Here is a 26466-nt window from a genome sequence, read left to right on the forward strand (position 1 = left end):
ATTTTAGAAAAGAGCGTTTTTTATAAAGAAGTAGGGATTTAAATACTTTTTTTCATGCCGCACTTTGCGCATGTACGGATAAAAATAAAGTCTTTTACTAAGCTTTTAAATTTCACATGTCCACAGTTATCGCATCTGCCTGCAACTTTATCCGGAAACTCCTCATATACATATACTTTTGTTAAATCAATCGCTTCTTGTTGCTCTTCCATTTCCATCACACCTTTATGCATCTTTACGATTCAGCTCTTTATATTCTATCAAAAATAAGTAAAATTACTAGGGTGAAAGCTTCAAAAAAACAAGCAGGTTTCTTCACGATGTTTTTATCCGTTCAGCTTTGTACCACCATTTTTCTCTATCTAAAAATGCTTTTACATTCAATATTTTTTTATCGTGAAGTGTAAAGATGGCTACCGCAGCTCCTTCTTCAGAAAAGGTTACCGCTGTTTCTAACTTTTCTTTCGTCACAAACACTTTTAATGTTTCCATATTCTCTTTTGTTAATTCCGCAGTTGTGATAGTTTCTCCTTCAATGATTGTATCTTTTTTTTCAATAAAATGTTCTCCATCAATTATCCAGGCTGCATGCGTTTCACTATCAACTTGAAAGAGGGTATTCTTTTTTAAATAACCTGTTCTCTCTGACATATTGGTATACTTATACGTCTCCTTATCCTCGGTTGTTTTTATCCATAAAGGTTTATATAAAAAAGTAGGCTTTAGAAACCCTTCTTCGTCAGGATCTCCCACAGAATCTGTAGATTTAGGCTCCAAGTTTAAAAACTGCGCAATCCCTTTTGCATATGCCACCCCCATATCTTTTAGAAATTGAGGATTTTTTAAGAGCTTTGCATCGTGTTCTGTATCAATAAACCCAATTTCAGTTAATACAGACGGCATATATGAACGCCTTAACACACTATAATTAGCTAATTTCCTGCCTCGGTTAGAGTGATTGTATTTAGCGAGAACAAACTTCACATGATCGTGAATATCGTTTCGTAACACAATGGTTTGGTTATTTATATTTTTGCTATAAATAAAATCTTCATATCCCGTTTCGCCACCTGAACTTATATGAATAGATAAGTATACATCAGCCCCCCACACATTGGCTTTGTTGACCCGTTCATTTAATGACAAAAACACATCGGTTGTACGCGTTGTGCAAAGAGAAAATCCTTGATAGTGAGCAGAAAGAAAAGAGATGATGTACTGTTGAACAGCTAACACTACGTCTTTTTCATATAACCCGCTGGCTACAGCTCCTAGATCTGCCCCTCCGTGACCTGCATCTAAATAAATTTTTTTCATATAACCTGTCTCCTCCTTATCCGTAGCATATGCATGAATAAGCGAAGACGTTTGTTATACAAAACTACTTTTATGTATAAAGCTTTTTGCTATAGCTCATTTAGAAGTCTTTACAACTGATTTACCATAGCTGGTAACATTAAAATATGTATTTGATCCATCGTCTTCATTGATCACAACATCTAAGTCATGAAAATAACGATGAAGTTCTTTTAACAGTGCTTGATCTTTCGTCTGCTCTAGCTGTCCAGCAAGCTTCTCCATATGCTGAAAGTCTTTCTTTAAAACAGAATCTTTTACTTCAATCGTGCCAATGGTATTTTTAATGGCTGCCGCTTCTTCTTGTACGGCAGGCCAGTCTGGGTGCTCAATGGCACTCCACCCCGTCAAATCATTTAGTACGTCATGATGTTCAGCTATAAAATCTTTTGCCTGCTGATCGTTGCTTTCCAGCTTATCAACTTTTTGTTGATTCACTTTAATGGCACTTGCCTTTATACTTTGCTGTGATAAAAAAGGAATTTTTCCGTTTTGGTACAATATCCATCCTGTCGCTCCTCCCCCGACTAAAAGAACGGATAAAGATATCCACATAATCATACGCTTCTTCTTACTTTTATGTCTTTTTTCCATTTGACTCCTTTCCGGGTATTCAAAACCCTTTAGGTCTTATGAACTGAAACGAATAACCTACAAAAATAATTTTACCATATTTTTAATATTAAAAATATTAAAAAAGAGACTCCTTCGAGTCTCTTTTAATCCACTTCAGTTAACTTTCACCTGTGTGTAACGATTTTTAGGAACATTCAATTGCAAGTTACTTCTTAACGTACTCCCTTCGTATTCTGTACGATACAGGCCTCTTTCTTGCAGTATCGGTACGACGTGTTCAACAAAGTCATCTAAGCCATGCAGAACGCTTGAATGAATAATAAAGCCGTCAGCTCCTTTTTCTTCAAACCACTGTTGCATCAAATTAGCGATATGCTCTGGCGTCCCAATAAATTGTGTTTTAGGTGTAGCAATTCGCAGCGCCACTTCTCGCAGTGTCCACTTATGTTTTTTAGCGTTTTCTTTGATTTTATCAGTTGTACTGCGGAAACTATTACTTCCGATATCCCCTAAATCAGGAAACGTCTCATCTAATGGAAACTGTGAAAAATCAAAATGATCGAAAAAACGTCCTAAATAGTTGAGCGCATGTTCAATTGTTACCAATTGAGCAAGTTCTTCATATTTTCTTTCGGCTTCTTCGGTTGTACTGCCAATGATAGGACCTATTCCCGGGAAAATTAAAAGTTCGTTTTCATTGCGTCCTTGCGCTACGGCTCTTGATTTTACATCTTGGTAAAAAGCTTTCGCTTCTTCTAAATTATCTTGTCCCGTAAACACTGCGTCAGCCGTTTTCGCTGCTAAATCTTTTCCGCTTTCAGAGGAGCCTGCTTGAAACACTACGGGCTGCCCCTGAGCTGAGCGGCCAATGTTTAACGGACCTTCTACAGAAAAAAATTCCCCTTTGTGGTGCAAGCGATGCAGCTTTTTCTCTTCAAAAAATTGTCCGGTTTCTTTATTTCGAATAAATGCATCATCTTCCCAAGAATCCCATAATCCCTTCGTTACTTCTAGAAACTCTTCAGCTATTCTATAGCGTTTATCATGAGTGGGGTGCTCTTTTCCATAGTTAAGCGCAGATCCTTCCAATGGAGATGTTACAACATTCCATCCCGCTCGGCCGCTGCTAATATGATCAAGTGAAGCAAATTGTCTAGCCACCGTAAACGGCTCGCTATACGAAGTCGATAGAGTGCCAACTAAACCAATATGAGAAGTGACAGAAGCAAGTGCTGATAGAATAGTGAGAGGTTCAAAACGATTCAAAAAATGCGGAAGCGATTTTTCATTAATATATAACCCATCGGCAATGAACACTAAATCAAATTTTCCTTCTTCCGCTTTTTGAGCCTGCTGCTTGTAAAAACCGAAATTAACGCTGGCATCTGACAAAATTTCAGGGTGTCTCCATGCCCCCATGTTTCCTCCCACTCCATGAATAATAGCCCCTAGCTTTAATTGTCTTTTTATTGTCATATTACCATTCTCCTTTTTCATATCCATTCATAAATTCTCGTAGTTGATTGGTCAAACCGCCTGCTCCAAAGCGAAGGACTCCTTCTTTTTCTGTCTTTCTTTCATTTCCTTCCTGTGCAAATTGCAAAAAAGCGATAACGTGAACTCTTCTAGGGTGAATATTTTCAATTCCTTCGTCATAAAACCATTGATCAATTGTATTGTAAATCCCTTTATTGACTCTGAATTGGCTGTGGCACCAATTAAAAAACTGTAGATCAGGCAGATTTAAATATCTCGCTTGCCCTAGCTTGGAAGCTGTATGTTCACTAGATACATAGCCCATATGTTGAAATCTTTGCTTAACTTGTAGTGTATCGGCTTTAATTTGATGTTTTAAAAACTCAATGGAAGGGAACTTTTTCTCACCTCGCACCCGAAAGATAACGTCGCATTGAACTGTCTCTCCATAAATAACGTCGTTAAAATCCAAAATATGAACCTCAAATGTTTTAGATAGTTCCGATCCAAATGTCGGCTTAACGCCTACATTCATAACTCCTATATGTTCAAGTCCCCGCAGATGAACGAGGACACCATACACGCCATTTTTTAATTCCTCATGCTGAGTATCTATATTAGCTGTCGGAAAACCCAAATGTCTTCCTTGCTGCCTTCCAGGTACAACCTGGCCTTTTATAATAAGTTTTTTGCTTGTTTTAGCTTTTAATGCTCCTCGATTCACTACGTTCACCCTTCTTCCCTTAAGTCTAGTAAAAAATAAAAGGTTCTTTGCACAATGCGTGACATTGTGCAAAGAACCTCTAGTGATCTAGTCGGTTTGTTTAATTTGATGATTTTATCATATACTTATTATTCCTATGAGTCAAGTGGGTTTTAAATTAAAATATTAGATTGTTTTTTCATAAACATAAGAGTAAGGCGAATGCGTTGGGTTAATACGCTTGAAAAATTGCTTTGTTCGATCTTCTTTTGGATTTAAAAATATTTCTTCAGGATGACCTTGTTCGACAATCTTTCCTCCGTCCATAAACACCACGTGATTAGAGACTTCACGGGCAAAACTCATTTCGTGCGTAACAATAATCATCGTAATTCCTTCTTCAGCAATTTTACGAATAACAGACAGTACTTCACCCACCAGTTCAGGGTCCAAAGCAGACGTTGGCTCATCAAATAAAATGACTTCAGGATTTAAAGCAAGCGCTCTAGCGATACCCACTCGCTGCTGTTGACCTCCTGATAACTGACTTGGATACGCATTTGCTTTTTCAGCAAGCCCAACTTTTTCAAGGACGTCTAAACTTCGTTGTTTTGCTTCTTCCTTTGGCAGCTTTTGAACAATAACTAGCCCCTCCATAATATTTTCAATAACGGTTTTGTGTTTAAACAAATTGTATTGCTGAAAAACCATCGTTGTTTTTTGTCGAAGAGTTAAAATATCTTTGCGGTTTGGCTTTTGGCACTGAACCGTAAATTGATCGATTGAAACTTCTCCTTCATCTGCTTTTTCTAAGAAATTAATGCAGCGTAAAAACGTAGTCTTTCCAGAGCCACTCGGCCCTAAAATGGTCACAACGTCCCCTTTTTTAACAATTAAATCAATACCGTCCAATACTGTATGTTGACCAAATGTTTTTTTAATATTTGTTAATGTAATCATACAACCCCTCCTCGATTATAAACCGTTAATTTTCGTTCAAGCAGCGCTGTTATTCCTTGTATTAACATCGTCAGCATCCAATAAATAAGGGCAGCAGCAATATAGGCTTCTAAAAACTTAAGATTATTTGAAGCTACGATATTAGCTGCACCGTTTAACTCTTTTTGTGAGACGATGAATGCGATAGAAGACGTATGCAAAAAGCCGATGAAGATATTGCATAAATTTGGTAAAGATAAAGCAAACGCCTGAGGGAAAACAATTCGTTTCATCGATTGAAAACGATTCATTCCAATGGAATACGCAGCCTCAATTTGTCCTTTTTCTACCGCTAACAAACCAGAGCGAATGATCTCTGACATATAAGCCCCCGCTGTAAAAGACAAAGCGATTAATACAAATACGACAATAGGAATGCTGTTTGCATTGAAGCCCCATCCATAGTAGCTTGATAGTTTATTAATCAATAGCGGGAACCCTAGGTAAATAACCATAATATGAAGAATGGCAGGCGTTCCTCGAAAAAATGATACGTATACGTTGGCAATAGGCGTTATTATTTTTACTGAATTAATTCTCACAGCCGCAACAGCAATACCAATAAGCAATCCGCCTAGTAATGGACCGATGGTAATAAGGAGTGTTAAAGGTAATGCCTTCAAAATTTCTACAAATGCTGTCCATATAAACGGTACGTCAATAATCATGTTTACACCTCTTTTAGTAAGCTCGTTTTATACATGAACAGGCTGATCGTGTTTTTGCAGCTTCTGTTCGGATTTCATAAAAAATTTCTCTAATATAATGGCTACCAAATAATAAATAATGGCAAGTGCAATATATACTTCAACTGCATGAGCCGTTGCTGCGATAATGGTATCTCCTCTTCCCATCATATCCATGACACCAATGGTAAAGGCTAAAGACGTATCTTTTAAGGAACCAATCACAAGGTTTCCAAAGTTAGGAAATGCTACAACGAGAGCTTGCGGCAGCACAATTCGAGTGAACGTTTGTTTTCCGGTCATTCCTACACTGTACGCTGCTTCAGTTTGCCCTTTATCTACACTATTAATGGCACCGCGCATCATTTCAGAAAAAGACGCCGCCGTGCTCAGTGAATATGTGATAATCACAAATACGAGCGGAGCCATTCTAGAAACGTCAATATGAATCAATTGTAAGAGGGCAGGTACCCCGTAAAAAACTAAAAATAATTGAATTAAAATAGGCGTCCCCCTCATAAAAGAAATATAAACTGCTGCTAATTGACTTAACACCGGTACTTTATAAATACGAGGCAGGGCAATAAACAATCCCAAGGTACTGCCAATCAAAAGTGAAGCAACCAAAATCCAAATTGTAATATGCAAATAAGATAATAATTGAGGAATAGAGGTGAAAATCAGCTCTATATCAAATGCTTTTCCCATCTTTTTCTCTCCTTTGTTTCCCTCTACAGGTAGCGAAAGGACCCAAGTTCAAGGCTTGGGTCACAGTAAGTGATTTAGTTATTTCCAGCTGCTTTTGTATAATCTTCTCCTAGCCATTTTTTGCTTAATTTTGTCAATGTTCCGTCTTCTTTTATTTCTTTTAGCGCTTTATCAACATCTTTTTGTAAACCTGTTTCATTTTTTCGAAGCATAAAATATACTTTTGAATTTGAAATAGCAGGTCCCACAACTTTTTGCTCTGCGTCCGCTTGCTTATTGACAAAGTCAACTGCAAACGGCGTACTAATTGTAGCGTCCGCACGTCCTGTTTTTAGCTGCGTTTTTGTATCATCAGATCCTTGACCTGAATAAACGATATCAATTTTATTTCCATGTTCTTTGTTATACTTATCGATTAAGTTAGCAGAGTTACTCGTTGCTCCTACAATTACCTTTTTACCGCTCAAATCTTTAATTGATTTAATTGACGTATTTTTTTCATTTACAACTACATGTAGCGGAAAGATATTATAAGGTTCTTTATTAAACAGGAACTTTTGTTTTCTTTCTTCATTCACTTCCATCTGATGGGCGACTAAATCAATTTTGTTGGATTCCAAGCTCAAAAGTAAATTAGAAAAATCCATCGTTTTGAATTCAAACTTATAGTTTGGAAGACGTTTGTCTATTTCTTTAACAAGCTCTACGTCATACCCCGTTAGATTTCCTTTATTGTCAAGAAAGCAAATGTTGGGAAATTGCGTACCCGTTCCTACAATAATTTTTTGCACTTTGTCTTTGCTTGCGTTAGCTGCTGTTTCTTTATTGGGTGTTCCGCAAGCGGCTAATAATAAAAGAAGTGATAAAAAGATAGCTGTCAGCTGTAGTTTTTTCATGTGTTTGGTCCCTCACTATGCCTCAAAATAATTTATTGTTTTAACGAGTTAATAAAATGGATGTTGCAGCTATTTAACGATTGGTGAATAGTCTTCAATCAACTTTTCTATTTGTTCATAATCTTTTTCAATAACTCCTTTAAACTGCCCCTTATCTCCAATTTCAACGACCGGTACATGACGAATACCGTATTTAATTTCAAGTAGATCTCGCAAATAATCTTTTCCTTCTACATCGATACTTTCATATTGATGGCCTTTTTCATGAAAATATGCTTTTAGTTCTTCGCAATGATGACAACCTTTTCGATTCCATAATAAAATTTTTACTGACATGGTTTCTCCTCTTTTCTTTTAAATGATTAATTAGCTTGTTGTAACTCCTTGTGTTTTTCTAACTCATATCTTTCGGGATGTAAGATCTTCCTTAAGAATACGCCTTTTCCTTCTTCTCCTTGATCGACTTCAAAAAAGCGTTCATACCCTTTTCTTTCATACATAGGAATCAGCCATGGGTGTCGATCAGAAGTAGCTAATGTAACAGCAGGAGCCCCCAGTTGATCTCGAATAACCGTTTCTTCAACCCACGTTAAGAGTTTAGAACCTACTCCTTTCTTTTTAAGCAAAGGATCTACCGCAAACCACCATAAGAAAGGCCAGTTCGTTATTTCTTTATACGTTCTTGCTGTAATCGTAGCTACGATTTTTTCATCACTTTCCAGCACGTAGCAGCGGCTGTTTTGAATGTTTTCTTTTACAAGTTGAATCGTTGCCGTCGCAGCAGGAAATTTAATTCCTAGCTTTCGAATCGGCTCATATGCTCGAAGCGTTAAATCCAACAGTTCTTCAGCATCTTCTACGGTAGCTAATCGAAATAATTCACTCATTTTTTTCACCTCATTTTATAAATGTTTGAAGGGATAGATTACCTTTGTAAATCAGCTCATCCACCGCTTCCTTTAAACGACTTTTGGCATTCGCATTGTTAATACCTGTAAAAGAGACGTATTCATGCAGTAGAAAAAGACTGCTGAGCCAGTAAGGTCTACCTAAAAAAGACGCTAAAAGTTTTAAATCATACTTAGCTTTTAGTAAAGAATTCACATTTTCACCAATAAGAATTGGCAGAAGTATTTTTTTATACAATAAATCTTCTGGCAATATTTTTGTTAGCCGTTCAAAAGATTCTACGTATGTTTCATTTACTCCCGATAACAGAACGACAATGCTTTTAGCTTGGTTCATTTTCGAAATAAATGCCTTTACTTCTTTCTGCGCTTCCTGCTTCAAAGCGTGTACATCATGATACGAGATAGCTTCGGCGTGCACTCCTTTTGAGGTTAAGCAAGCTTCTAGCTCATCTTTCACTGAGGCTATTTGTTGATAATTATGAGAGCTTCCGTTATATAAAATACATACATCGCTCACCTTTTCCCCCTCCTTTTTACAGCAAAAAGGCTCCTAGAGTTTCCTCAGGAGCCTTTGGTAGACCAATCAGCTTTAACTGTTTTTTTGATAAAACCGGAGAATGAAGTGAAGTGTCTTTGAAACATACTCACTCAATTCTTATTTATCCAAGTTGTTTTATCGGCTTTTCTATTTGATGATTCAACTATATAGCCTCAAAATGGCAAAGTCAACTTATTTTTCAAAAAATATTTTTCTTTAAAAAAACTCTTTTCATCTGGAAAATCCTTTGCTAAAATTAATCCCAATTATTCTTACCTTTTTTATCAACTTTAAGGAGTGTTTTCAGTGAAATTAAGTATTTTAGATCAAAGCCCGCGTTATGAAGGTGAGCGTGCTGAAGATGCATTTCAGCATACCATTCAATTAGCTCAGCTAGCAGAAGAACTTGGCTACCACCGTTTTTGGGTAGCGGAGCATCATGACTCTGAACATGTTGTAGGATCATCACCCGAAGTGTTAATTTCTCACCTGCTCGCCAAAACACATCATATCCGTATCGGCTCAGGCGGTGTTATGCTTCAACACTACAGCCCTTATAAAGTAGCAGAAAATTTTAACGTTTTAGCCTCATTATCTCCAAATCGCATCGATCTTGGAATCGGCAGAGCACCAGGAGGACTACCTCATTCTACTCAAGCCTTGCAACAAAACTCTCAGCCCACTAAGTCCTTAACAGACAAACTGATAGAACTTAAACAATACCTAAACGATACGCTGCCGGAAGATCACCCTCTTTACGGTTTAAAAGCCTATCCAAGGCCCCAAAAAGCAGCAGATATGTTTTTACTGGGAGCAAGTGCTTCAAGCGCAGAGCTAGCGGCATCTCTAAATCTTCCTTATGTATTTGCTCAATTCATTAATGGTGATCAAAAAGTGCTAGAAGAAGCGATTTCCGTCTATAATCAGCACGTTTCATCCCATGCACGCTCGCTTGTCGTTGCCCTTTCCGTCATCGTAGCGGATACCGTAGAAGAAGCAAAAGCATTAGCATCCAGCACAAAAATATTTAAAGTATACTTACAAAATGGGAAATCCGCTACATTAGGCTCCAAAGAAAAAGCGGAAGAATTTGGTCAGCAGTCTAAAGAAAGCTATCGAATTGAAGAGAAAGAAGCAAACGTCATATACGGTACAAAAGAAACCGTTCGTCAAAAGCTCCAAGCTTTGAAACAGGCATTTTCTATTGATGAATTTATTATTCTTACTGCTCTTCAAGATTTTGAACAAAAAAAGCGGTCTTATACGCTCTTAAAAGAAGCTTTCAGTGAAGGAGATGCTCAGAAAACGAATCAAACTCTAGCAGCTTACTAATCAAGAGGCTGAAATAAAAGAATTTTAGTCGAAGTAAAATACGAAGTAATAATCAAAATGATTGATTATTACTTCGTATTTTTTCGTTGTCATGGTAAACGTAGCTTTCATGTGTTTAATTGCTTTTAGCTATTGATTGGGCTGTTTTAGCTATGTCTCAAGTTCTTTGTTTCATCTACTTACGAGGCGTTCAAACAAAGTATACGCATGCTTCTTTTTTTCAAAAAATCATTAAATTGAATCAAACGTTTTTTTATAGTACCATATGAAGATATGAGTCTAGTAGAAGAAGGGAATTTAAAATTATGCCTTACAAAATGATTGTTTTAGATTTGGATGATACACTATTATGCGATGATCACACTATTTCTCCGCGCACAAAAGAAGCATTAATGAAGGCGCAAGAATCGGGAGTAAAAGTTGTACTTGCTTCTGGCCGACCAACTTACGGAATGGTTCACATCGCCAAAGAACTGGAGTTAGAAAAGTACGGAAGCTTTATTTTATCGTTTAACGGGGCGAAAATTATTAATTGCTTAACAAATGAAGAGCTATTTAGCAGCACATTATCTCCGAGAACCGTTGCACGTCTCGACGATATTAGCCGCGAAGAAGGAGTTTTAATTCATACGTACGTTGGAGATGAAATTATAACAGAAGTAGAAAATAAATTTACGGATATTGAAAGTGACATTACAGGTCTGCCGATCCGTGTTGTTTCATCTTTTACTGATGCCGTTACAGAACCTGTTGTAAAAGTACTCATGCTTGCAGAACCGGAAATGCTGGTTCACGTTGAAAAGAAACTTCAAAAGCAGCTTCAAGGAGAGCTAAGCGTAATGCGCTCTAAACCATACTTCCTTGAATTCACAGAAGAAGGTGTCACAAAAGGGACAAGCTTACATTTATTAATTCAGCAGCTTGGCATTACACGCGATGAAGTGATTGCTATTGGCGACAGTTATAATGATCTTGCCATGATTGAATTTGCTGGACTTGGCGTAGCAATGGGAAATGCTCCTGAAGATATTAAAGAAAAAGCCAACCACGTAACAGATACAAACATTAACGACGGTGTGGCAAAAGTTGTGGAAGAATTCATCTTAAAACCTGTTAGTGTTTCATAAGACAAAAAAAGCAGCTCGTACGAACCGAGCTGCTTTTTTGTTTTGATTTTATACTCCTAAAAGTTTCATAAGAAGCGTAGCTAAAATAACCGTGGAAGCGCCTCCAAGTCTTGTTGCTACTTGAGCAAATGGCATAAGTGACATACGGTTGGAAGCTGATAAAATCGCTACGTCTCCCGTACCTCCTAAACCGCTGTGACAGCCGGTTACAATTGCTGCATCCACCGGATGCATTTTCATCATTTTACCTACAAAATAACCGGTTGCTACCATAGCTATAACAACTGCTGCACATACGACTACATAACCTGGTGTCACAATTTTCACTACATCTTCAAGAGGAATATACAAAATTCCTAGGCCTACCATTAACGGCCATGTCAAGCTCGTAGAAATGAATTTGTACATATGGTAAGCACCTTGCTCCATCTTAGCAGGCATTACTTGTAAACATTTGACTAGCGTTGCCGCTACGATCATTAAAACTGGACCTGGAATTCCTAAAAACTTATGTGCTAAGCCTCCGAAAATAAAGAAACTACATGCAATTAAAAGACCTGCGCCCATTAACGAAAAATCTACTGGTTTCTTGATATTTGTATCTTCTGAGATGCCATCTCCGCCTTTTGTCTTCACAAGAACTCCATTACCTGTTAATTCTGGCTTTTTCTCTCCTAGACGTTTCATTAAGCCAGCACATACGATAGCAACGATGTTTCCAATAACAGCAGCTGGAATCATTTGCGACACAAAAGATTCTGCTGAACTACCTAAAATTTGAGAATAAGCAAGTGAAAGCGGTAAAATACCTTCACCAATTCCTCCTCCAATGATTGGTACAACAATATAGAAAAATGTATGTTTTGCTCCGTAACCAAATAACATCCCAACGGCTACGCCTGCAGCTACAGCGGCTAGCGTACCTAACACAAGCGGTACGAACATACGTGTAAAGCCTTGAATTAAAACTTTACGGTTCATGCCCAGAATACTTCCGGCTACTAAACAAGAAATATAAAGGTATAAAAAGTTTGATGTTTTCATCAAAGTTGTTACCGCTTCCATAGACGCGGGATTTAAAACATTATAAAAAACTAATACGGAAGGTACAAGCAGTGATAAAATAGCTGGTCCGCCAATATCTTTTAAAATCGGAATTTTTAATCCTAAATCACCAAGCAGCATTCCCATTACCATAATAATCGCAAATCCGCCAATCATATCTGGAGGAAGTTCGTTGTAAACGGCCGCGCCATATACAATTAATGCAAGTAAAACGTATAGCGGTAGAGGAATAACTCCTACTTTAATATTGTTGATTCGGTTCCAAAAACCCTTATTTTCAGGCTGTGAATCTTGAGTAAACGTTTCCAATTTACGTGCTGTATTCATCTCATAACCCCCTGTGGTTCTAATATAGAGAATCATACACAAGTTTAAAAAAACTATATACGTTATGTAACTTAAGAATTCTTTTTGTAACTAAAAAAAGCACAGCTTCTTTTTTCAGAAGCTGTGCTTTTTCTATCTAAAAATTAAGCATTTACCGTTTCTAAAGCTTTAATTTCTTTGTATGTTGGTTCCCACATTGCTGCTTTTACTGCCGCTTTTACATCTGTAGGAACTTCTTTTGCAACGCCATCTTTAATTGCTGCGTTAGCAACCGCTAAAGCAACGTTATATGATACTTCACGTAATTCTTCTACGCGTGGTAGTAATGAAGCTCCTGGTTTGCTGCTGTCTACCATTTGAGCTACAGCGTGTGCACATGCTGCGAACATGCTGTCTGTAATAACTTCTGCTTTTACCACGATTGATCCAAGACCAAGACCAGGGAAAACAAAAGCATTATTAGATTGACCAATTTCATATTCCACACCGTCGTAGTTAACTGGTTCAAACGGACTTCCAGTTGCTACAAGTGCTTTTCCTTCTGTCCAATTTAATAGGTTTTCAGGAGTAGCTTCCGCAAGCGGAGTTGGATTTGACATTGGTAAAATAGCTGGGCGTTCTACATGCTTCGCCATTTCTTTTACGATTTCTTCTGAGAATGCGCCTGCTACACCAGACGTACCAATTAAGATTGTTGGCTTAACTTGTCTGACAACTTCTAAAAGAGAAATTTTGTCTTCTTCACGGTTCCAGTCCTTCACTTCTTCTGCTTTTCGTGCATAAGGCGTTTGGAAACCTAATAAGTCGTCCATGTCATCTGTTAAAAGGCCTCGGAAATCGACTGCCCAGAAGTTTTTGTATGCTTCATCTTCTGTGATCCCGTCTAATACCATTGCATCACGTACTTGATCTGCAATACCGATACCTGCTGTACCTGGTCCAAAGATTAAAACACGATGGTCACGAAGTGGCATTTTAGACACTTGAACTGCTGAGAAAATAGCGGCAAGCGTTACGGCACCTGTGCCTTGAATATCATCATTAAACGTTAGAATTTCTTTTCCGTACTTGTTAATAATATTACGAGCATTTACATTACCGAAATCTTCCCAGTGTAACAGTGCATTAGGGAATATTTCAAGAGATTTTGAAATAAATTGATCTACGAAATGATCATAGCGCTCACCGCGGATACGTTCATGGCGGTTTCCGATATATAAAGGATCATTTAATAATTTTTCATTGTTTGTTCCTACATCAAGAACAACTGGAAGTACTCTGCTTGGATCGATTCCTGCTGCAGCTGTGTACACGGCTAATTTACCGATAGCAATATTAATACCACCAACGCCCCAGTCACCAATTCCTAAAATACTTTCTGAATCTGTAATAACCATTAAATCAATGTCTTCACTATTTGCATCGATATTTTTAAGAGCTTCTTCAATGCCTTCTACATTATCGATTGACAAGTATACGCCACCCGGACGGCGATATTCGTGGCTGTATTCTTGGATTGCTTGTCCAACTGTTGGTGTATAAACAACCGGAAGCATTTCTTTTAAGTGATCTTGCAATAAACGATAAAATAATACAGCATTACGGTTCTGTAAATCGTTTAAATACACATTCTTACCAAGGTTATCTGCCTGAGCTAAAAATTGCTCATATGCACGTTTTGCCTGCTCATCTAAACTTAAAGTCATTGGAGGAAGTAAACCTTCTAATCCTAACGTTTTACGCTCTTCTTTTGTAAAAGCTACTCCTTTGTTTAACATTGGAGCTCCTAAAATTTCTTTCCCACGTAAAGTCGTTTCAATTGTTTCATTATCTGTAAAAAATACGTTGCGCATACGACTATCTCCCTTTCTGTAGACTTGTATGACAAGCATACAAGTTGGTTAGATTTAAGTAATTGATACCTTATATGGATATTACTCATATTATTCAAATGTCCGTTAACTTTTTATGAATAGCTTGCTAATTCATTTGACAATAGTATATTTTATGCCTATCTATTTCTGCTGTCAACTATTTTAGTAGAGCAATTTTTTAGTTATAAAGAGGTAGAAATTTCTGAATTTAATATTTTTTATCAATTTTCTTTTTATATAGGTACTAAGAACCCTCTTTATTCTATTCATCTCTTTTGGAAAGTCAAAATAATCCTTTAATATGGAAAAAATGTTTAATTATAAAAAATTTATTTTGAAATAATTTTAGTTTGCCTATAAAAGAATATTTTTTATTTTTTTGTCTATGCTGATTAGTGAATTACTATGAATATTTCTTCCTTTCTATCTATACATATAAACTACATAGTTCTTTTTTATAATAATGGAGGTTATTATATGTTAAAACCAGATACAGCTATTATTTTTGGATTTCTTATCGAAGAAGCGGCCAGTCGATTAGACGATCAAGAGATTAAAGAAATTGCGGCTAAAGAGCTAGAGAATGGAGAATTGGTGTTTGAAGAAGCCAGTTATTTTTATAAACGCTTTTTTATCCCTGCTTCCTCTGAATTAAGACAAGCTCTTCGCCGAGAGGTCTTATCGCTTCATTTAACATTAAATCAAATTAAAAATGCTTATGGCAACGGATCCATGTCTAAGATTGCTCATATGCATCAAATTATTGCAGAAACTGAAAAATCAACAAACGAACTTAACAGACTTTTAAATCTTGCGTTCTATGAGGGTGAGGACGATCAGACATACGCCTCCTTCATGAATATTTTTTCAAATAAATCATAAAAAAAACCGCCCTTAAGGACGGTTTTTTTTATTGAACACCTTTCATTAAACGCTGAATTTTTGGCGAAATCATTAGTACAATTACACCTAAAATGACCGACACTCCGCCCAATGCAGCAAAATAAACAACTTGCGAAATGTTTTCATAGTATTGAACAAGCTGAGCATTGATTGCCTGCGCCGCTGCGCTTGTTAAGAACCATAAACTCATTGTCTGAGCAGAAAACGCTGCAGGTGCTAGTTTTGTTGTAGTTGATAGCCCTACTGGTGATAAACAAAGCTCTCCAACTACAACTAAGAAGAAGCTTAATACTAGCCATAGCGGGCTCGCTAACGTTTCGTTTCCATGAATACTAGCCGGGATAACCATGACAAGGAAAGAAAGCCCTGCAAATAAAAGTCCTAATGAAAACTTCTTTGGTGTAGAAGGCTGTCTGTTTCCTAATTTCACCCAAAGTGCTGCAAAAACTGGGGCAAATATAATAATGAATAACGGATTTAACGATTGGAACCAGCCAACTGGAATTTTAAAGCCGCCATACGTTAGCTGTGTATGATCTTTTGCATACGTTGCTAAAATTGTTGACCCCTGCTCTTGAATTGCCCAGAACATTACTCCAGAAATAAAAAGAGGGATATAAGCTAATACGCGTGAACGCTCATCAGCTGTTGTCTTGGGACTCTTATACATAACCACAAAGTAAATAATAGGAATAACAATCGCTAAAATACTTACAAATAAAATAACGCCTTCAACTGTTAAAATACCTGCTAAAGAAGTCAGTACAATAAAGATAGCAAGTACAACTACAGCAAGTGCAATAGTACCAAAAACTTTTTTGCGCTCTTCTGGTTTTAAAGGGTTTGGAACTTGTCTACCTGCACGCCCTAGGTTTTTACCTCGTGTAGCCATAAATACAATTAGACCTAAAAGCATTCCTACTGCCGCGATTCCAAAACCTAAGTGGTAGTTATACTTTTCACCTACTGTTGAAACAACTAGCGGCGCGATAAATGCTCCAGCATTTACACCCATATAGAAGATACTAAATCCAGCATCTCGACGGTTATCAGTCGGGCTATACATATCGCCCACAACGCTTGAAACGTTTGGTTTTAATAAACCTGTTCCAATGATAATCAAGAACATTGAAATAAACAGCGCTGTTACACCTGCTGGCAATGCAAGCACTAGATGTCCGAGCATGATAAATATACCGCCGTAAAACACCGTATTAGACGTACCTAAAATGCGGTCTGCAATCCAACCGCCAATAATTCCAGACATATAAACAAGAGAACCATAAATAGAAAAGATCGCTAAAGCGGTTCCTTGTTCCATTCCTAATCCACCGTTTGCAATTGTATCGTACATGTACAATACAAGTAGCGCACGCATTCCATAGTATGAAAAACGCTCCCAGAATTCTGTAAAGAACAAGGTAAATAAACCTTTAGGATGTCCGAAGAATCCTTTTTGAGGAACTGTTTCATACACTTTTTCTCTCTCTACCGACATATTCCTTAACCTCTCTTTCAACCGTAAACCACCATAGACAAAACTGTCAAAAAATTATGATGATATAAAAAAATAGAAACAAGAAAATTTTATTCTTATAAAATGATTCTGTCAATATCAGAATTTTACAATGAGTGCATAATATACGGTTTTTCATTATAAAATTGCACCTATAAAAAGCTTTAAATCAAGATTTCCTTTCTTAAAATATCTTTTTGAAAATTTTTTTATACAAAACCCTTGATTACAAAGCATCTGATTATCTACTTTTCATACAACCAGATAATATTTTTCTTTTTGGGAAATTTTTCTTTATATTTAAAAAGAAGCTTTATTCTTTTTTCATTATGCTTCCCTCAATCAAAAATATACTTTTTTAAAATAATAAAACCTTCTTTAAAAATGTCTCTTTTGTTATAGTAGATACTCTTTTTTCACCTATGTAATACTTTTAATATAAGTCATCCTCATTTTTTTATGTAAAAAAAGAGATAAAAGGTTTATTTTTCATCTCTTTTTTCACTGTGCCTACAATTTTACGTATTCACCATTTACCATTTGTCCTTTGTGAAGAGGAAACACACCTTCTTCTTTAGTGTATACAATCGTTCCTCTATTAATGGTAGTTAAAATAACGCTATTAAATACCGTTCCTTCATATATACTGTGCTTATGTTTGAAAACCATTCCTTCTTTTGTCACTTTTTCAGTTTGATCCAGATCAACGATAACCAAATCCGCATCGGCTCCTAGCAAAATGCTTCCTTTTTTGGGATATAAGCCGAATCGTTTAGCTGGATTGGTTGATACAAGCTTTGAAATGTGAGAAAGAGAAATCCCTCTAGTGATCGCTCCTTCACTAATCATTGCCTGCAAAGAGTACTGACCGCCTGATATTCCACCCCAAACTTTAAATAAATCATTCTGATGAGCTGTTTTTAACTCAATCGGGCAAGGAGAATGATCCGAAGAAATCATATCTACTTCTTCTGATTGAATACATGCCCATAATTTTTCTTTTTGACTCCTGCTGCGAAGAGGAGGTGCACACTTAGCCGTTACGCCCATTTCTTCAAAGTCTTCCTCTGTAAAAAGTAAATAATGCGGACAAGTTTCCAGCGTAACGTTCATTCCATTCTTCTTTGCTTCTGTAATAAGCTGCACTGCTTCATAGCTGCTAATGTGTACAAAGTGAAGCGGACATCCCGTTTCTTCACCGTACTCAAGCGCTTGCTTTACTGCGTTTACTTCTGCTACAACCGGTCGCGTTTCTAAATAATCTTTAATAGCCGTTTGCTTTTGCTTCTGTTTAGCCTGTTCAAGCTTTTGTATTAAGTCATTTCTTTCAGCATGCAGGGCAAGCACTTTATTTAGTTTTGCAATCTCTTTCATTCCTTCGTATAATGTGAGGTCATCTGAGAAATCAAATTCAGAACCTGCTTCTGACATAAATGCTTTAAAACCTATTACACCCGAATGAGCCATTTTGGCTAATTCTTCTTTATTACCAGGAACCAACCCTCCCCATAGACCGTAATCTACTACTGACTTTTGATCAGCCAGCTTTTTCTTTTCCCACAGCGCTGCTTCTGTTACGGTAGGAGGAACGCCGTTTAAAGGCATATCAAAATATGTAGTGCAGCCTCCTGCGGCCATAGATGCTGAACCGTAGTCAAACCCTTCCCAATGGTCTCGGCTCGGTTCATCAAAATGCACATGAATATCAATCATTCCAGGCAGAACATATTTGCCTTTAGCATCTACGTATTTTTTTGCTGGTATGCTAACACCTTGCGCTATTTCTGCAATCTTTCCTTTTTTAACACCTATGTCCGCTTTTACTATTTCGTCTTCTAATACGACCGAACCATCCCGAATAATTAAATCGTACATATTATCAAACTCCCCTTTACTTACTTCATCTTTTTATTAAACGAAGTAGTCTGCTATTGTTCTATCATGCACTGTTTCCTTTAAAAAGTCTTTATCATTGTAAAGAACCCTGACACACAGACTGATTATTACGTCAGTTAATATAACTGAATTATCCGATTTTTCCATTCGCCATTTTGTCTAAACTTTTCTTTTTCATTTGGTCACTTTCACTAACTGAAAAGAGATGGAGACATAACTAAATCAACGGACGAACAAATTGGATAAATGAAACCTATCTCCACTCTAACCATAAAAAAATCCGAACGAGTTTGATTCTCCATCAAGAATCAAACTCGTTCGGATCTTCCTTCAACTAATTTTGTCACAGTCTATTTTAACTCTTTTTTACTTTTTGTGACATTGGCAACCTTACTGTAAATGTACTTCCTTTTTCTTGTTCACTTTCTACATCAATTTTGCCTTTATGTGTTTCTACGATCCATTTAGCGATTGCTAGGCCTAGCCCGTGACCTCCCATTTGACGGGATCGGGATTTATCAGCACGATAAAAGCGGTCGAAGATTCGATCCTTTTCGTCGGGATGAATTCCAACCCCTGTATCACGTACTTTTAATGTACATTCACTCCCGTGCTGAACCACTTGAATGTTTACACTTCCATGAGGAGTCGTATATTTAATCGCATTGTCTAACAAAATGTAAATCAGCTGAGTGAGACGCTCTTGATCTCCAGTTACAACTAATTTTTCAGGCGTATCCAGCTGCAAATCAATATGTTTAGAAATCGCTAGAGTTTCAACCGATTCCATTACCTTTTGTACCGCATCTGTAATATCAAACGGCATCATTGCTTTTTCTACTTTATTAGAGTCTGAGCGTGCAAGCGTAAGTAAATCAGTGACGAGACTCGTCATCCGCTTCACTTCAGCTTTCATATTATTAATTAATTTTTTAGAGAAGGGATCTTCTGTTACTTCCTCCTGCATTTCTAAAGCGTTGATAGAAGAAAGCATAACGCTAAGCGGTGTCCTTAGCTCATGGGATGCATCCGCCACAAATTCTTTTTGCTTTTGGAAAGCTGTTTCAATTGGGACCATGGCACGTTTTGACATTAAGCGGCTGATATAAATGGCTACTCCTACAAACAGTACCGTAAGGCTCAGCATAATAATGAGGAGCCACTTTAACAGCTGATAAAGAAACGAAACGTCTTTTCCAATATAAAGCATCCCTAAAAATTGGCCTTTATAAAAAATAGGTTCCCCCGCCATCATTAAATCAATATCTATTTTGCCTTCCCCGTTTTGCCCTTTTACTCCTTCAATGTGCTCAAAACTAGGACGCGGGGCTTTTATTCGTTCTTTTCGCACTTCGTTTTCAATAGGGATCCATCCATCAATTAAATCTAACAAGTTAGAGCGAAGACGCTCACTCGCTTCGTTGCCCATAATAAGGTCCCCTTCAGGACTGATGACATAATAAAAAAACTGGTCTTCACCGGCTACGACAATGTTTTTATACTCTTCTTTCGACTGTTGATTCGAACTGTTTACCGCTTGTTTAATTAAGATGCTTTGGACAATTCGAGACTCTTGTTTTAACATGCTATTTAAGTTTTGCTGCTGACTATTGGATACAACCACATACACCAATGCATAAACAATAAATACGAATAAAAGCAGAAACAGCATTAGCAATGCGCTGTATCGGAATGTTAAACGATTTTGCGTCTGGCTGAATAAATCTTGCTTTACTTTTTGTTTTACTTTCTGTTTAGCCCTCGTAAGAAGTTTAGCTTTCAATTTTGTAGCCTACTCCGCGAATGCTTTGAATAAGATCTTGTTTGTTAAATTTCTCTAGTTTTTTTCGCAAAAGTTTAACCGTCGCATCAATCGTTTTAATCGAAACATCTGATTCATATCCCCATACCCTGTCTAAAATAATATCCCGGGAAAGAACTTGTCCTTTGTTTTTTACTAAAAAATCTAGCAGTTGAAATTCACGAGGACTTAATTGAATAAACTCCTCGTCAAACTGCACGGTTTGACTTGCTCTTTTTAATATCATGCTGGCAATCTCTACTTCTTCTTCTAAAATTGGTGCATAATTACGACGAGCCAAAGCGCGAAGCCTTGCAAGCAGCTCGTCAATTTCAAATGGCTTAATAACGTAATCATCCGCTCCCGCATCTAAGCCTTGTATACGATCTTGAACCGCATCTTTTGCTGTTAACATAAGAATGGCCCCGGCGTATCCTTCTTTTCTTAGACGTTTACATACATCGATTCCGTCTCCATTGGGCATCATCCAGTCAAGAATTAACACATCATAATGTGCTTCAGATGCATAGTCATATGCATCATTCCCTTCCGTCACCCATTCGACGTTATAGCCTCCTTTTTTCTTCAGCATATAACTAACTAATTCACCTAGCTGCAAATCATCTTCTGCTAGCAGTACGTTCATTCTGCGTAACTCCTTCCTTCGTTTGATACATTTATTTCCCTGCATCCTTTTGTTTACTTTATTATACAAAAAGAATCAGCAGAAACAAGCTGCCTCTACTGATCTCTTTTCATTTTAATTTTCCCTACCTGTATTAAGAACGAGAGCAAACTGCTGTTCAGCCGTTCGCGTCTTTTGTACTTTTATGAATGACTAACGATTTGATTTGAATATGAAGGATTTGATCCATTAACAGTTTCTGTGACCTTTACAACACGCCGGCATATTTCAGCTCGTACACCTCTGTGCTTCAATTGTTCGACGATTTTTTCTAATTTGCTATAAGACGCTGTTTGTTTCATATCCATCCCCTCATTTCGTTAAGGTATTATTTATGAATCAAGTTTGTTTGTAATATCATACTTTTTCTTTAGCTTTTGTAACCATGTTGGATACTCTGTTTGGTATTTTTGATCAAGCAGCGTTTGCTTGATTTTTGCTTTGCTGTTTTCATATGTTGCTTTTTGCGCTTCTTTTTTGCCTGTTACTTTAATAATATGGTAACCGTATTCTGTTTTAACAGGATCACTTACTTCATTTACCTTCATTGAAAATGCTTTGTTGGCAAAAGCTTCGATCATATCGCCTTTTTTGAAGTATCCAAGGTTTCCGCCATCTGATTTAGAAGCTGTATCCGTTGAATATTCTTTTGCTAGCTTTGCAAAATCTTCTCCTTTATCAAGCTTTGCCTTTACTTCTTTTGATGTTTTTTCGTCTGCTACTAAGATATGACTAGCTTTTACCTGTGCTTCTGTAGCTAGTGAATCTTTATTTTGATTAAAGTACGATTTCATTTCACTATCTTTAATATTAATAGTCGACTCGACCATTTTTTTTGCTTCAATATTCGTCTTTAAATCTTTTTTCAGCTCTGACAATTTTACACCGCTAGATGCTAATGCTTGATTTAGTGCATCTTCTCCACCGTACTGACTTTTAAGGTTTTCTAATTCAGCATTAATTTCTTTATCGGTTACTTTAATATTTTGTTTAGCTGCTTCTTTTGAAATGACTTTTTGTTCGATTAGTGAATCAAGGACGCTTGATCCTCCTTGAGCAAGAAGAGCATCATACAGCTGATCTTTTGTGATTTTTTCATCACCAACGGTAGCAACTACCTTTGATTTATTCATTGCTACGGCACCAATAGCTACTGCAGCAATAATGACAACGGCTGCGATAATCATAATTATTTTGTTTTTAGACATCATTAAACTCCTTTTCCATTTCTCACTACTTACCTAAACTTAAACTTTTGCGCGTTGGTAACGGTTTAAGCTCAATTAAAGGCCTTGCAATCGTAGATACGTATTTACTCGACAACAGCCACGCCACTCCACAAGCTCCAATCAAAAGAATGCTGTATCCTTGTACACTTTCTATCCAGTCTCCAAAAGAAGATAAGCGAATATATTTAATCAGAAATCCATGTAGCAAATACACATAAAAGGTTTGAGCACCTCGAGATGTAAAAGACATCGTCTGTGTAGGGATCAAAGCTAAAAAGGAAACCGTCATTGCTAAGCTGATGCTATAAAATAGTGTACGAATGATCATTCCCTCTACTTGATTTACACCTAAGGAGGCATAGGATTTTGAACCAAATAGCCACTCCTTCTCAAAATCCGGTGCTACGTACTGGATCCACAGAGCAATAATGAGCAATGTGCCTCCAGCTATTTTCTTACAAGAAACAGACGTCAACTTTTTAAAATGTTCTTTTTTCATATAAAACCCTGCTAAGAAGAAGGGGAAGAATACAAATGTTCTAGAAAGACTTAACGTTGTTTCTAGCGGTTCACATAAGCCAATCATAATTCCTAAAACTGCCGCGACGGCTAAAGGATATTTGATCTTTGTAAAAATGAACAGCATCGCATTCCAACAAAATAAACTTAGTAAAAACCACAGTGACCAAGCTGGCTGAAATACTGAAACTTCAAATGACGATTCATCATACAGTTTATAATCATATACCGCATAGATAAGTTGAAAGATAATATAAGGAAGTAATACTTTCTTCGCCATCTTCCACATATATCCTTTCTTTCGGTATCCCTTTGCAAAATATCCGCTTATTAAAATAAACGCTGGCATATGAAAAGTATAAATAAATATGTAGAGTGTTCGTAACCACTGTTCATCATTAATGAAGGGAGTTAACAAATGGCCAAACACTACCAGTACAATTAAGATAAATTTCACGTTATCAAAATACGCATCCCGCTTAGCCATTTGACTTCCTCCTTTCTTTTACGTTCTATGGATTTGTACGACGTGCTGCTGCGAATATCTTTTCTTTACATCCCTTACTATACATAGTGAAAATGAAAAAACAGTGAAAACTTTTCTTTTTTCTATTTTTAAATAAGGCGCCGCTAAATAAGTTTGACAAATGGCGCCTCTTTCTCTACTATATAGATACGCACCCTATCCAATTCAATTTCGCTTGTTGCGGGACACTTAACCAGTACGGATGGATAGGGTGTTTTTGTATGCAAAAAAAGCAGAAGACCTAGGTCTTCTGCTTTTTATTTTGCTATAGGCTGACTGTCATCTTTTCCGTTTTCTTTTTTACTTTTTAAATAATAAAACAGATAACACAGAAGGACAAATGGGATACCGCAGTATAATGCGATACGCTGACTCTTATCAAAAGCAAGTCCTACACAAGCAGCAAAGCATAAAACGAATGCTAAGATAGGAACGAGAGGATATAAAGGAGCTTTGTAAACAAGCTTTGATACATCATTTCCTTCTTTAATATAGCGTCTTCTGAACATAAAATGAGAAGCTGCAATAGCCATCCATACAGCTACCACCGCAAATCCAGAAATAGAAACTAATACTAAGTAAACAGTAGTTGGTGCAACCACGCTTGACAGCAAGGATAGACAAGCCACTCCCATGCTGATAAGCAACGAATTAAATGGAACTCCTTTAGACGTTACTTTCCCTAACCAGCTGCTAACCATTTTTTGATCGGATAATGACCAGAGCATTCTCGAGCATGCATATAAGCCTGCATTAGCGTTTGATAGTAAAGCTGTTAAAATAACCAAGTTCATAATATCTGCTGCATAAGGAATACCTATTTGATCAAACACCGTCACAAAAGGACTTTCTAACACTCCTGCTTGTTTCCATGAGATCAACCCAGATAGTACAAACATGGCGCCGATAAAGAAGAAGAATGTACGCCAAATGATATTTTTAATGGCTCGAGGTATGTTCTTTTCTGGATCTTCTGTTTCTCCCGCCGTAATACCAATTAATTCTGTTCCTGAAAAAGCAAAACTTACGGAAACCATCGTAATTAATACAGGCATAAGTCCATTTGGAAATAAACCGCCCTCTCCTGTAAAATGAGAAAGCATCGGCGCTTTTTCATGACCGCTAAGGGGAATGAATCCAAACATCGCTGCTGCGCCTAAAATAATAAATACAATAATCGTTAATACTTTAATACTTGAAAACCAAAATTCTGTTTCGCCGAAAAAACGTACAGATGTTGCATTTAAACCAAATAATAAAAGAGCAAACAGCGCGCTCCATATCCAAACCGAAACGTCAGGAAACCATCTTTGCATAAGCAGCCCAGACGCTGTAAACTCCGAACCGACAGATACTACCCAAGTCAGCCAGTAGAGCCAGCCCACCGCAAAACCAGTTCCCGGCCCTATAAACTTTGTAGCGTATACTTGAAATGATCCTGACACAGGCATTGCTACGCTTAGTTCCCCTAGACATATCATGACTAAATACATAATTAATCCACCGATTAAATAAGCAAGGAGCGTTCCCCCAGGACCTGCTGCATTAATTGTATAGCCAGAATTAAGAAACAACCCCGTACCGATAACACCGCCAAGGGAAATCATAAATAAATGACGGCTTTTCATTTTTCTTTGTAACTGATTCATAGATGTTGTATTCTCACCCATTATGTACCTCCTTTTTTATAGTAAACCCATCCAAAAACTTGGTTTTTTTACATATTCTCTATAGTCTCTTCTCTTCAGGAATAGGCTCTATTTCTTCGATATGTACGAATTTTGTATATTGTATACAATATACACTTCTTAAATCTTTTTACGATTATATCATTTTTCAGATTTTTTACAACAATGAATAGTAAAAAATATTTCAATAATTCTATTTTTTTATATTCTAACTAAGATTAAATGAAGTGATATGATATGATTATTTTTACACCTGTACGTTCTTTCTTGCTATTTTTATACTCTTTCATCACCATGACATGAAGAGAAAGAACAGCTGATGCGATATTTATTTTAGGGGGAAACAATGAACAAGGGGCCTATGATTTATCATTCATTAAAAGATCATGTATATAACTACATAGCAAGTCAAATTCAAGAAGGTACACTGCTGCCTAACGACAAAATAAATGAAGCCAGTATTTGTTCTCAGCTGAATGTCAGCCGAACGCCTGTAAGAGAAGCGCTTATTAAATTAGCTTCAGACAACCTATTAGAATACAGACCGCGCAGAGGGTTTACTGTAAAGGAAATTGATACACACAAAAAACTAGAAGTGTTTGAAATCGTCGGTGCTTTAGATGGTCTGGCAGCTGCCTTGTCGATTGATCACTTAACTGAAGAAGATTTTACGAAGATGGATGAGCTTATTAAAAAAATCGATGTTTCGATTGAATCAGAAAATTATCAGGATTATCAAAAATATCAAACGTATTTTCATCGAGTATATTTGAACCGATGCGATAATGTGACCTTAAAAGAACAGCTTATGTCTTTACAAGACGGATTCATCAGACAAACGTACTTTAGCGATGACACCAAAGAGCTATACGCCATTTTACGCGTAATGAATGAACATCACCGCCATATTCTAAAACTTCTGCAGCAGAAAAAAAAGGCCGATGTTCAGCTTTACCTTCAAAATGTTCACTGGAAAATCGAATACCCAGAAATGATTTGATCAAAAAGAACTCGAGACATGACTAAATCAATTCGATCAACAGCTAGAAGAAACGAAATACATGAAACCTACGTTTATCATACCAATGAAAAAATCCGAACGAAGTTGATTCTTCATTAAGAATCTCAA

General features: G+C 36.9%; 26 protein-coding genes. 4 read left to right on the forward strand and 22 right to left on the reverse strand.

Annotation, left to right across the window (positions count from 1 at the left end; genetic code table 11):
* Positions 1–38 precede the first annotated feature (38 nt).
* From ACWATA_RS14145 to ACWATA_RS14200, 12 genes are all read right to left on the reverse strand, one after another.
* Complete coding sequence (locus ACWATA_RS14145; RefSeq protein ID WP_025752091.1) at positions 39–218, reverse strand: DUF8096 family protein; 180 nt, start codon at positions 216–218, stop codon at positions 39–41.
* A gap of 97 nt (positions 219–315) precedes the next feature.
* The gene (locus ACWATA_RS14150) at positions 316–1317 is read right to left on the reverse strand and encodes an N-acetylmuramoyl-L-alanine amidase family protein (protein ID WP_154991413.1); all 1002 of its coding nucleotides are present in this window, start codon (positions 1315–1317) and stop codon (positions 316–318) included.
* Between the two features lie 96 nt (positions 1318–1413).
* Positions 1414–1917 carry a hypothetical protein gene (locus ACWATA_RS14155; protein WP_230624621.1) on the reverse strand — a complete coding sequence of 168 codons (504 nt, stop codon included), beginning with the start codon at positions 1915–1917 and terminating at the stop codon, positions 1414–1416.
* 168 nt (positions 1918–2085) lie between these two features.
* Positions 2086–3408: an LLM class flavin-dependent oxidoreductase gene (locus ACWATA_RS14160; RefSeq protein ID WP_154991414.1), complete on the reverse strand. Its 1323-nt coding sequence runs from the start codon at positions 3406–3408 to the stop codon at positions 2086–2088.
* A gap of 1 nt (position 3409) precedes the next feature.
* On the reverse strand, positions 3410–4132 hold the full coding sequence (locus ACWATA_RS14165) for a riboflavin kinase (protein ID WP_047751101.1): 723 nt from the start codon (positions 4130–4132) through the stop codon (positions 3410–3412).
* Positions 4133–4297: 165 nt separating this feature from the next.
* A complete protein-coding gene (locus ACWATA_RS14170) occupies positions 4298–5071 on the reverse strand; it encodes an amino acid ABC transporter ATP-binding protein (RefSeq protein ID WP_034265635.1) in 774 nt (257 codons plus the stop codon).
* Positions 5068–5778 (reverse strand): amino acid ABC transporter permease, encoded by a 711-nt coding sequence (locus ACWATA_RS14175; RefSeq protein ID WP_473049925.1) that lies wholly within the window; start codon positions 5776–5778, stop codon positions 5068–5070. Before ACWATA_RS14175 ends, ACWATA_RS14170 begins: the two co-directional genes overlap by 4 nt.
* A 27-nt stretch (positions 5779–5805) precedes the next feature.
* The gene (locus ACWATA_RS14180; RefSeq protein ID WP_033578804.1) at positions 5806–6504 is read right to left on the reverse strand and encodes an amino acid ABC transporter permease; all 699 of its coding nucleotides are present in this window, start codon (positions 6502–6504) and stop codon (positions 5806–5808) included.
* A 74-nt stretch (positions 6505–6578) separates the two neighbouring features.
* On the reverse strand, positions 6579–7400 hold the full coding sequence (locus tag ACWATA_RS14185; protein WP_033578803.1) for an amino acid ABC transporter substrate-binding protein: 822 nt from the start codon (positions 7398–7400) through the stop codon (positions 6579–6581).
* Positions 7401–7469: 69 nt separating this feature from the next.
* Positions 7470–7736, reverse strand: a complete 267-nt coding sequence (locus tag ACWATA_RS14190; RefSeq protein WP_028413591.1) for a glutaredoxin family protein — start codon at positions 7734–7736, stop codon at positions 7470–7472.
* Positions 7737–7762: 26 nt separating this feature from the next.
* Positions 7763–8287 carry a GNAT family N-acetyltransferase gene (locus ACWATA_RS14195; protein WP_028413592.1) on the reverse strand — a complete coding sequence of 175 codons (525 nt, stop codon included), beginning with the start codon at positions 8285–8287 and terminating at the stop codon, positions 7763–7765.
* 10 nt (positions 8288–8297) lie between these two features.
* Positions 8298–8828 carry a hypothetical protein gene (locus ACWATA_RS14200; protein WP_028413593.1) on the reverse strand — a complete coding sequence of 177 codons (531 nt, stop codon included), beginning with the start codon at positions 8826–8828 and terminating at the stop codon, positions 8298–8300.
* A gap of 327 nt (positions 8829–9155) precedes the next feature.
* Here ACWATA_RS14200 and ACWATA_RS14205 point away from each other — a divergent pair, with 327 nt between their 5' ends.
* Both ACWATA_RS14205 and ACWATA_RS14210 read left to right on the forward strand, forming a co-directional pair.
* Positions 9156–10181, forward strand: coding sequence for an LLM class flavin-dependent oxidoreductase (locus tag ACWATA_RS14205; RefSeq protein WP_034265631.1), 1026 nt, complete (start codon positions 9156–9158; stop codon positions 10179–10181).
* Between the two features lie 305 nt (positions 10182–10486).
* Positions 10487–11308, forward strand: coding sequence for a Cof-type HAD-IIB family hydrolase (locus tag ACWATA_RS14210; protein WP_473049926.1), 822 nt, complete (start codon positions 10487–10489; stop codon positions 11306–11308).
* Positions 11309–11356: 48 nt separating this feature from the next.
* On the opposite strand, the gene ACWATA_RS14215 is transcribed toward ACWATA_RS14210, so the two are convergent.
* Together ACWATA_RS14215 and ACWATA_RS14220 are read right to left on the reverse strand one after the other, a co-directional pair.
* Entirely contained in the window at positions 11357–12700 is a 1344-nt protein-coding gene (locus tag ACWATA_RS14215) for a 2-hydroxycarboxylate transporter family protein (RefSeq protein WP_013082898.1), read from the reverse strand.
* 143 nt (positions 12701–12843) lie between these two features.
* Positions 12844–14553, reverse strand: coding sequence for an NAD-dependent malic enzyme (locus ACWATA_RS14220; protein WP_034269256.1), 1710 nt, complete (start codon positions 14551–14553; stop codon positions 12844–12846).
* A gap of 498 nt (positions 14554–15051) precedes the next feature.
* Here ACWATA_RS14220 and ACWATA_RS14225 point away from each other — a divergent pair, with 498 nt between their 5' ends.
* A complete protein-coding gene (locus ACWATA_RS14225; protein WP_028413597.1) occupies positions 15052–15456 on the forward strand; it encodes a hypothetical protein in 405 nt (134 codons plus the stop codon).
* Positions 15457–15484: 28 nt separating this feature from the next.
* On the opposite strand, the gene ACWATA_RS14230 is transcribed toward ACWATA_RS14225, so the two are convergent.
* From ACWATA_RS14230 to ACWATA_RS14265, 8 genes are all read right to left on the reverse strand, one after another.
* Positions 15485–16975: a peptide MFS transporter gene (locus ACWATA_RS14230; protein WP_033578798.1), complete on the reverse strand. Its 1491-nt coding sequence runs from the start codon at positions 16973–16975 to the stop codon at positions 15485–15487.
* Positions 16976–17503: 528 nt separating this feature from the next.
* Entirely contained in the window at positions 17504–18868 is a 1365-nt protein-coding gene (locus ACWATA_RS14235) for an allantoinase (RefSeq protein WP_154991416.1), read from the reverse strand.
* 376 nt (positions 18869–19244) lie between these two features.
* Complete coding sequence (locus tag ACWATA_RS14240) at positions 19245–20672, reverse strand: sensor histidine kinase (RefSeq protein WP_154991417.1); 1428 nt, start codon at positions 20670–20672, stop codon at positions 19245–19247.
* Positions 20662–21336: a response regulator transcription factor gene (locus ACWATA_RS14245; protein WP_028413601.1), complete on the reverse strand. Its 675-nt coding sequence runs from the start codon at positions 21334–21336 to the stop codon at positions 20662–20664. Before ACWATA_RS14245 ends, ACWATA_RS14240 begins: the two co-directional genes overlap by 11 nt.
* Positions 21337–21518: 182 nt before the next feature.
* Positions 21519–21677, reverse strand: coding sequence for a hypothetical protein (locus tag ACWATA_RS14250; RefSeq protein ID WP_155017217.1), 159 nt, complete (start codon positions 21675–21677; stop codon positions 21519–21521).
* A 30-nt stretch (positions 21678–21707) separates the two neighbouring features.
* Positions 21708–22583, reverse strand: a complete 876-nt coding sequence (locus ACWATA_RS14255; protein ID WP_154991418.1) for a peptidylprolyl isomerase — start codon at positions 22581–22583, stop codon at positions 21708–21710.
* Positions 22584–22608: 25 nt separating this feature from the next.
* Positions 22609–23610 carry an acyltransferase family protein gene (locus ACWATA_RS14260; protein ID WP_033578795.1) on the reverse strand — a complete coding sequence of 334 codons (1002 nt, stop codon included), beginning with the start codon at positions 23608–23610 and terminating at the stop codon, positions 22609–22611.
* 296 nt (positions 23611–23906) lie between these two features.
* Positions 23907–25319 (reverse strand): amino acid permease, encoded by a 1413-nt coding sequence (locus tag ACWATA_RS14265; protein WP_033578794.1) that lies wholly within the window; start codon positions 25317–25319, stop codon positions 23907–23909.
* 364 nt (positions 25320–25683) lie between these two features.
* Here ACWATA_RS14265 and ACWATA_RS14270 point away from each other — a divergent pair, with 364 nt between their 5' ends.
* Positions 25684–26337, forward strand: coding sequence for a GntR family transcriptional regulator (locus ACWATA_RS14270; protein ID WP_033578793.1), 654 nt, complete (start codon positions 25684–25686; stop codon positions 26335–26337).
* Positions 26338–26466 lie beyond the last annotated feature (129 nt).

The organism is Priestia sp. USM5 (assembly GCF_058323215.1).